We start from the raw sequence: 7,307 nt of genomic DNA, 5'->3' as shown, positions 1-7,307 counted from the left end.
GACGTTGGTCACCGCCGACGCTGCCACGATTGCCAATCTGAAGACGATCCGGGCAACGCCGCCGCCTTGGCGCCGATTGCCGCCGCCCGGGAGGACTACCAACCACGCAACCCTTGATTCTTGAGAGCCGCCATGACTGGTCGATATCCACCCGGCTCAGGGACTTGTAGCTACGCACCGTATCGGCATCGTCCAGCGTCGCCTCGGCCAGGCTGGTGCGCACGACATAAAGCCCGTCGGTGGCCGCCTCGGCGGCGATCTCGGCACGCTTGCGGGCGAAGCTGAAAGCGTCGTCGCTGATCGCCAGATCGAAATGCTTTTTCATGTTGTGGGTGTTGAGCACCGCGCCGACGGCCAGCGCGATCTCGGCGGTGCCGCGCAGCGGATCGCGCTTGCGTTCGACCCTGGCCTTGATGGCGGCGAGGTCCTTCTCGGTGGCCGTCAACAGCTCTTCGCGCTTGCGGGCGCGCTCGGCGGCGAGATCGGCATTGCGGCAGACCACCAGCCGCTCGCCGGGATAATCCGGTGACGTGATGGACGCCATGTCGCGCTGGTCGAACAGCGACATCTGGATCACGCCACTGTCCAGCAGTTCCTTGATCGCCGGTCCGCGCAGCGCGGTGATCCAGTCCAGGCCAGCGGATTTGATGTCCGCGCTGATGCGCGCCTCGGTGAGTGCGGCTGACGCCTCCCGGCACATCAGTCCGCTCCGCGGCCTGATCATGCCGCGGTCGCCGACGAGGACCACATGCGTCAGGCCGAAGCGCTGCTTGAGTTTGTCGATCTGTGGCGCCAGGGTGCTCGGATCGCCGGTGTTGCCCTCGAACACCTCAATGGCGACGGGCGACGCTGCCCAAGGTTCCGCCTGCGTAGCAGGTGGAATGGCAGAGGAGGGCAGCCATCGGGGGCACACAGCAGGCCGTAGACGATTTGCAGCGTGCCCTTCCTGCCATCACGGCTGTAGCCACGCTTGGCCAGCGGACAGCAGCGTCCCTCCATGTAGCTCGACGAGACGTCGTAGAGCACCAGGGTGCCGTTCTGGAGGTGGCGCCCGGCCAATGCGGTCTCGATCGCGGCCTGGCGCTCCAGCAGCCAGTCGAGCGCGGCATAAAGTTCGGCATCACCGACCGCGCCGAGGCCAAGCGCTTCGCCGAGGCTGGAGGACGCCGTGGCGGGCGACAACGTCCGGGCCGTGGCGAGCTTGGAGACGGGATCGAGGACGCGGCCGACCAGCATAGCCAAAACGAGATCGCGGCAGCGGTCGCCGTCGGGGCCGAGGATGCGCTCGAGGCCAATTTTACGTGCCGTACCCAGCGCAGCGGCGACATGGCCGTGCGGCAGGCTGCGGGTGACGGTGAAGGCGTCGTGCTCGGCGGGGATGACGGTGCCACCCTTGAGCACGCCGCGCAGGCCCTCGACATGGGCGGGCGACCAGCCGGAGAGGTTGCACAGCGTGCGTTTACGCACCTTGCCGCCCGCGCGGTAGCTCTCGCGCAGCAGGATGGCGGGCGGGGAGTTCCGGTTCGGGACGGCTTCGATATACATCGGTGTATGGGAATCGATCCGGCCGCGCGGTACAAGTAACAAGCGCGTGATTACATGGCTACGTTTTGAGACAGCCCGGCGCAGTTTTGCCCGGAATTCCGCCAATTTATAGTAAGAGCAAGAAGGAAGCTCGGTTTAACGATCAAGCCGGAACAAACCAACGCCTTCTTCCGCCTGATGGATCAACGCTACAGCCGCGTCTCGACGATCATCACCACCAACCTCGACCTGCCGGACTGGTATGCGCTGTTCGACAAAAAGCCCCTGGTCGACGCATTGCTCGACCGCCTGCAGCATCACTGCGTCACCATCCGTATCGACGGCCCGTCCCTACGCAGTCCGGATCTGCCGGCAACACCGCCGGCCAATCCGACGCGCCGTGCCAGCAAGCCTTGACACGCGCGCCTGACGTTCGGTCGCAATCTCGCAGCCCCGCCAGTTCCGCCTGCGAAGTTGCGCCAGCGCCGAGGGCGGGCGCGGCAAGAACCACGACCAGGCTGGTCTCGGCATCGAGGTCCCGCCAACACTGATCATCGCACCGTGCTCGCACCGCTCAAGGTCCGGTGCTCGCAATCCTCGCCATGCTCGCTGTAGCGCGCTGCGCGTGGCTCCGGGTTGCTCCGCTCCTCCCCTGACCGCCGCTGCGCGCGGCGCTCACTGAAACCGTAGGCCGGGACGAAGAAACGGCCCTCAGCCGAACAAAGAAACCGCTTGCAGCGCAACAAACCACTGACTCATGCGCATCTGCGGGGTCCGCTTCCATGAGCAAAAGTGGGTCCGTTCTCGTGAGCGCTGAGGAGCAACTGTTTCCCTTCGGCCAGGGTCAGCCCCAAATTGGCGATCTCAATGAGATCATCGGGCCGGTTGATCGTCGCGACGTCGATGGCCTGTTGCTCACCGTCGGCCCCGGTTTTCACCAACCTCACCATCCAAGCCACCCGCTCACCTCCGATCCGAGATCAGACACGAAATTACCGCTTCGACGCCCGCACCCCCAATCTTCAGGCAGTCCCCGGTGCAGCCTACTTCACGCTGGCCGATCATGCCCGTCCCGACATCAAGCCCCGGCTCCGGGCGGAACTCGGTTCGGACGGAACACTTGCGTGGGGATCCTGCCATCATCCCGGGATGATCGACATTGCGGCGATTTTGGCATCGCCACTACCCTGGAACGACGGTACAGCCGGGCAGCAGACTGCGGGGCTGCGTCGGATCGGCAACGCGTGGTGGGACTGTTTTGCGCCACTGGCAGACGTCCCGTAGCTGCGCGAACCGTAGCCGAGCAGCGGGTCAGTAATGCGTGACCCAATCACTGTTCAGAGCGTCCTCGATGCGGCGATGGCGCGCTTTGATGACGTCAGCCGGTACGGCACTGACGAAGGCGTAAAACGTCCTGGTGCGGATTGCGTCCACCACACGCTCCCCAACCCTCCTGGGGTCCAGCCCCGTGGTGGCCAGGCGTTCAGCCAGCACCGCCGCGTCCTGAGCAGGATCCTTCGGCCCGCCCATGTGATCCGGGCGATTGCGGGCGCCGCGGGCGATAGCCGTGTTGATCGGGCCGGGGCAAAGCACGGAGACACCGAAGTTCGTCCCTTCCAACTCGTGCTCCAGCGCCTCGGACAGTGACAGCGCGGCGTACTTGCTCATGGAATACGGCCCCTGGTCGGTGCCGCGCCGGTTTTGAAAGGCAGCCACCGAGGCCGTGTTGACGATGTGCCCCGCCTCGCCGTGCTTGAGGACGGCGGGAACGAAGTGGCGGATGCCATGAATGATACCCCAGACGTTCACGCCGATGACGAATTCCCAGTCGGCCGGCGGCACATCAACCAGCTTCGTGCCATGCATGGGAACACCGGCGTTGTTGCAGGCGATATGAAGTTTGCCGAAGCTGCGCTCCGCTTCCGTCAGGGCATCAACAACAGACTGCTCCTGCGTCACATCGATCCGCACCGGCATCACTCGCTTGTTGGTTCCGGAGAGACCATGGGCGGCTTGTTCGACGGCATCCTTCTGAATGTCGGCCATGACAACGTTGGCGCCGGCTTCCGCCAGTGCTGTCGCAATGCCGAGGCCGATGCCGGAGGCGGCGCCGGTGACGATGGCGGTTTTGCCGGAAATGTCCATTCTGGGCGATCCTCTGTGGTTCGGATCACCAGCCTGCCACGCTCGCCAGTAGCGAACCATCCCGTCGGCCGCAACCCGCGCCACACCAACCCGACATCGGTGGCGTTGCCGCGCCACCACCAGAAGGTCATCCAGATAATGCCACCACAGGGCAACAGCGTATCCGCTCCGCGTGTCGCCGGAGGCACATGACCGTTTGGGCGGTTCGTTCCCGCACGGCGTGACTCGCCTGCCGCTTGCAGGTAGCACCCGGCGTATGCTCGGACGAACGCCAACCATGCCCGCCGGTACGCCCTCCTGGGTTGGGGAACTCCGCGCCATCCTGGCCCTGAGCTGGCCGCTCGCTCTCGGGAATCTAGCCCAGGTCGCGATGGGAACGACCGACGTCATGATGATGGGCTGGCTCAGCGCCGACACGCTCGCGGCCGGCGCCCTGGGCGCCAACCTCTACTTCATAGCCTTCATATTTGGCGCCGGCCTGCTGAACGCGGCCACGCCGATGATGGCCCGAACGCTCGGCCGCGATCACAACGCCGTCGCGCCAGTCCGAGGCATCGTCCACCTCGCCCTGTTGTCGGCCGCGGTCATCGCGGTGCCGTTCTGGATCGCCTTGTGGTGGAGCGAGCCACTGCTCCTCGCGATGGGCCAGAACCCGGCCCTGGCTGCTCTGGCGGGTGCCTATGTCCACACGATGCAATGGGCGCTGTTGCCGGCCTGGGGCTTCATCGTGCTCCGGTCATTCATCAGCGCGCTTGAGCAGCCGGTATGGTCACTTATCATTGGCCTCGGCGCGATCGTCTTCAATGCGGCGGCGAACTGGTGCCTGATGCTGGGGCATTGCGGCTGCCATGCGCTTGGCATTTCCGGCTCGGGCCTTGCGACATCGCTGTCCAGCCTCCTCATGGTGTCAAGCCTTGGTATCGTGGCGAGCGTCGCGCGGCCGTTCAGGTGCTTTCGCCTGTTCTCGGCAGGATTTCGCGTGGACCGGGCACGCCTGCGGGAATTCTGGCGCCTTGGCCTGCCGATGGCGGCGACGCTCAGCTTCGAAGTGACCATGTTCAACGCCGCGGTCTTTCTGATGGGCCTGATCGGGGCGGCGTCCCTGGCGGTGCATTCCATCGCGATCCAGTTGGCGTCGCTGACCTTCATGGTCCCGCTCGGCATTGGCCAGGCTGCGACCGTGAGGGTCGGGCGAGCCTTGGGCCGGCGGGATCGGGAGGCGATCCATCGGGCCGGATGGACCGCGCTGGGACTGGCGATCGTCTTCATGGCCGCCATGGCTCTGATCATGGTTGCGGCACCGCGCCTGTTGATTTCGGCCTTCCTCAACACGAACGAACCGGCCAACGCGGTCGTGGTCGGGCATGCGGCGTCGTTTCTGATGCTTGCGGCGGCGTTCCAGATCGCCGACGGCGCTCAGACGGTGGGAGCGGGCATTCTGCGCGGCCTTCACGATACACGCATGCCAATGCTTTTCGCCTTGCTGGGATACTGGGCGATTGGCCTGCCACTGAGCGCGTCGCTTGCGTTTGCAGTTGGTCTTGGTGGCATCGGTATTTGGATCGGACTGGCGACCGGCCTGGCGATCGTCGCCGTTCTCATGATCGGACGATGGTTTTGCCGTGAGACGCTCGGGCTGCTGTCAAAGGGCGCGTGAACGGACTGGCACGGGTGAGCGCTGTTCGTTCCGACTGAAAGTCAAATCGCCGAGCTGTTAGCGCCGATCGGCCGGATGCCCCTGCGCTAAACGGATGCACTGTGAGTGCATTGGCCGACTTCTGTTCCGCTGTGCAACGGCAAGACGATCTCGCCAAGCGGTGAGAAGAATCTGGCCGCCGCGTTCGTCTCCCTGTGTGAGTTGGCGGCGCAGCTCCGCGGCATGCGCCACAGCTGCGATGCTGGAAGCCTTGTTTGACGGAAAGGTCAGATGGTCAACACGCACAGCCTCGCGGCCACTGGCCTGCCAGGTGTCTGACTACCAGACCCGCGGCGAACTTGTGGCAGCCCGGGCCATACCGCTTGCGGTGGCGCGGTAGCCCAAACGGCAAGGACCGCTGTCGGCCGGCGTGATCAGCACGTCCACCACCGCAATAGCCTGCATGTTCAACGCCTTGATCTGAAGCTGGCGGACCGCGGCGTCCGCCGCCCCCGAGGCGGTCCAGCTGCAGCCATAGCCGAGGACTGGGCCAACCGACATGGCGCCAAATGGGCCGGGCACGCCAAGCGGCACGATTGGTATCTGGGCCATGGCATCCAACGTCGCCTGAGGTGTCAGGCTGAGATCGATGATCTCCCTCGGTGGGGCGCAGGCAGCGAGATCGGCCGTCGCGACCAGCATACTCGCTATGACCCACTTCCGCATGAGACGCCGGCCGCGACAGCGCATGGCCTCCTGCGTGCACACCCAGGTGATAACAGACATCGGAACCATGAGATTCATTGGCGTCCCGCGGCGAGCCTGGATCGCCTCGTGGATGCGGCTGCACAGCTGGCTGTCCATCACCCAAATCAACCCGTTCAGCAATTCCCCTGACATATACACATTATAATTAATACGTATGGTAACTATAAAGTGCTTCGGTGTTCCTGACGCCGATCATGCTGCCACGGTCCTGGTTGCGTTTGTCGACGGCCCACTCAGGCACCTCGGCCTGATCGCTGCACAGCCTCAGTGCATCATCCGTGTCGTGCGCAGCTTGCCAGCCCTCGCCTGCCGCAGCCCCCAAATGGTCCGCACCAGGTTGAACTCGCCGGCTTTGGCCTTGGCCACCATGCCGTGGAAATACCCGCCTGAGCTGGTCCGGAAGTGCTCAGCCGGCCGGGCCGAAACCAGGGCAACCGCGACGGCGGCAGCCTCCCGGCCCATGGTGGCGCAAGCTCAAGGACTGGCCGGAGAAAGGCTTCTCGCCACAGCCCAGTCAGCTCTGGCTCTCTTCGCGGCCGTCAGGCGCCGGATACTCAAAAGCGCTGCCCGTAGAGTGGGAAGGGCGTATTCCTCTGCCCATTCGTTCGACGCGCAGCACATCATCACGCCATCCTCGAGCGGCTTGATCAACCATGTCGGCCGGCGGGTGTGAGGGTGGTAGATGGCAATGAACTCGTGAGTTTCGGCATCACCGACAACAATACGCAGCCGGGTCAGACACGACCAGTAATCTGCCCACATGAGGCTGAGAACGGGGAAGGTAGCGAAGTCTGGTGCAGGAGCGGAGACGGGCGCGGGATGCATGGAGGGACACTTCAGGCGTGCTGATGCGTCCGTTCTGGCGCCTTGATGGTTACTTAGTTACATCTAGCGTTCAAAGTTCCGGCACGGAACAACAAACTACGCCATCGCTCCAGACCGAACGGAGGTGAGGCTTTTGCGCTACACTCTGGGGCTGCATCCTGGGCGCCTGCGCTACATCAAGCGGGTCCGTTACCCGCGCACGATCCTGCCGGAGGGCTGGCGGGAGGTGGTGCCGACAAACCAGCCCCTGTTAGGTGGGACTGGCTGAAGATTGGGGGTGTCATACCAACCCGCATAAAGAAGGACTCTCCCGGCCGGGCGCCTGGTTGACAGCACGTTCAAGGTTCGATTCGTAACCTCGAACGGCATTCGGACCAGGAGAGACGATGATGGGATCGCCATTGACGGT

At 64.3% G+C, this 7,307-nt stretch carries 8 protein-coding genes and 1 pseudogene; 4 read left to right on the top strand and 5 right to left on the bottom strand.

Going from position 1 to position 7,307, the window contains the following annotated elements; translation table 11 throughout:
* Positions 1-829: pseudogene (locus tag CCS01_RS36080) on the bottom strand (hypothetical protein); the annotation flags it as partial.
* Positions 754-1,545, bottom strand: a complete 792-nt coding sequence (locus tag CCS01_RS36075) for a hypothetical protein (RefSeq protein ID WP_146101724.1) — start codon at positions 1,543-1,545, stop codon at positions 754-756. The pseudogene CCS01_RS36080 and the gene CCS01_RS36075, both read right to left, overlap by 76 nt.
* Positions 1,546-1,653: 108 nt before the next feature.
* On the opposite strand from CCS01_RS36075, the gene CCS01_RS12655 reads away from it, so the two are divergent.
* Both CCS01_RS12655 and CCS01_RS32775 read left to right on the top strand, forming a co-directional pair.
* Entirely contained in the window at positions 1,654-1,941 is a 288-nt protein-coding gene (locus tag CCS01_RS12655; protein ID WP_338049979.1) for an ATP-binding protein, read from the top strand.
* 468 nt (positions 1,942-2,409) lie between these two features.
* Complete coding sequence (locus CCS01_RS32775) at positions 2,410-2,808, top strand: hypothetical protein (protein WP_146101723.1); 399 nt, start codon at positions 2,410-2,412, stop codon at positions 2,806-2,808.
* Between the two features lie 27 nt (positions 2,809-2,835).
* Here CCS01_RS32775 and CCS01_RS12645 read toward each other — a convergent pair whose 3' ends face one another.
* Positions 2,836-3,669, bottom strand: coding sequence for an SDR family NAD(P)-dependent oxidoreductase (locus tag CCS01_RS12645; RefSeq protein ID WP_158258364.1), 834 nt, complete (start codon positions 3,667-3,669; stop codon positions 2,836-2,838).
* 277 nt (positions 3,670-3,946) lie between these two features.
* On the opposite strand from CCS01_RS12645, the gene CCS01_RS12640 reads away from it, so the two are divergent.
* Positions 3,947-5,326, top strand: a complete 1,380-nt coding sequence (locus tag CCS01_RS12640) for an MATE family efflux transporter (protein ID WP_239992143.1) — start codon at positions 3,947-3,949, stop codon at positions 5,324-5,326.
* Between the two features lie 318 nt (positions 5,327-5,644).
* On the opposite strand, the gene CCS01_RS12635 is transcribed toward CCS01_RS12640, so the two are convergent.
* Both CCS01_RS12635 and repC read right to left on the bottom strand, forming a co-directional pair.
* On the bottom strand, positions 5,645-6,169 hold the full coding sequence (locus tag CCS01_RS12635) for a hypothetical protein (protein ID WP_104519179.1): 525 nt from the start codon (positions 6,167-6,169) through the stop codon (positions 5,645-5,647).
* A gap of 168 nt (positions 6,170-6,337) precedes the next feature.
* Positions 6,338-6,535, bottom strand: coding sequence for a replication initiation protein RepC (gene repC, locus CCS01_RS12630; protein WP_408887486.1), 198 nt, complete (start codon positions 6,533-6,535; stop codon positions 6,338-6,340).
* Between the two features lie 496 nt (positions 6,536-7,031).
* Here repC and CCS01_RS35710 point away from each other — a divergent pair, with 496 nt between their 5' ends.
* Positions 7,032-7,166, top strand: a complete 135-nt coding sequence (locus CCS01_RS35710; protein ID WP_275112910.1) for a hypothetical protein — start codon at positions 7,032-7,034, stop codon at positions 7,164-7,166.
* The last annotated feature ends 141 nt before the right edge of the window (positions 7,167-7,307 follow it).

Source organism: Rhodopila globiformis, from assembly GCF_002937115.1.
GTDB lineage: Bacteria > Pseudomonadota > Alphaproteobacteria > Acetobacterales > Acetobacteraceae > Rhodopila > Rhodopila globiformis.
This window is presented reverse-complemented; position numbering and strand designations above follow the sequence as displayed.

What these genes read in the sequence shown, in the direction of transcription:
- CCS01_RS12645 (WP_158258364.1), bottom strand. Translation starts at nt 3,669, where the DNA reads ATGGACATTTCCGGCAAAACCGCCATCGTCACCGGCGCCGCCTCCGGC.
- repC (WP_408887486.1), bottom strand. Translation starts at nt 6,535, where the DNA reads ATGGGCCGGGAGGCTGCCGCCGTCGCGGTTGCCCTGGTTTCGGCCCGG.
- CCS01_RS12635 (WP_104519179.1), bottom strand. Translation starts at nt 6,169, where the DNA reads ATGGACAGCCAGCTGTGCAGCCGCATCCACGAGGCGATCCAGGCTCGC.
- CCS01_RS36075 (WP_146101724.1), bottom strand. Translation starts at nt 1,545, where the DNA reads ATGTATATCGAAGCCGTCCCGAACCGGAACTCCCCGCCCGCCATCCTG.
- CCS01_RS12640 (WP_239992143.1), top strand. Translation starts at nt 3,947, where the DNA reads ATGCCCGCCGGTACGCCCTCCTGGGTTGGGGAACTCCGCGCCATCCTG.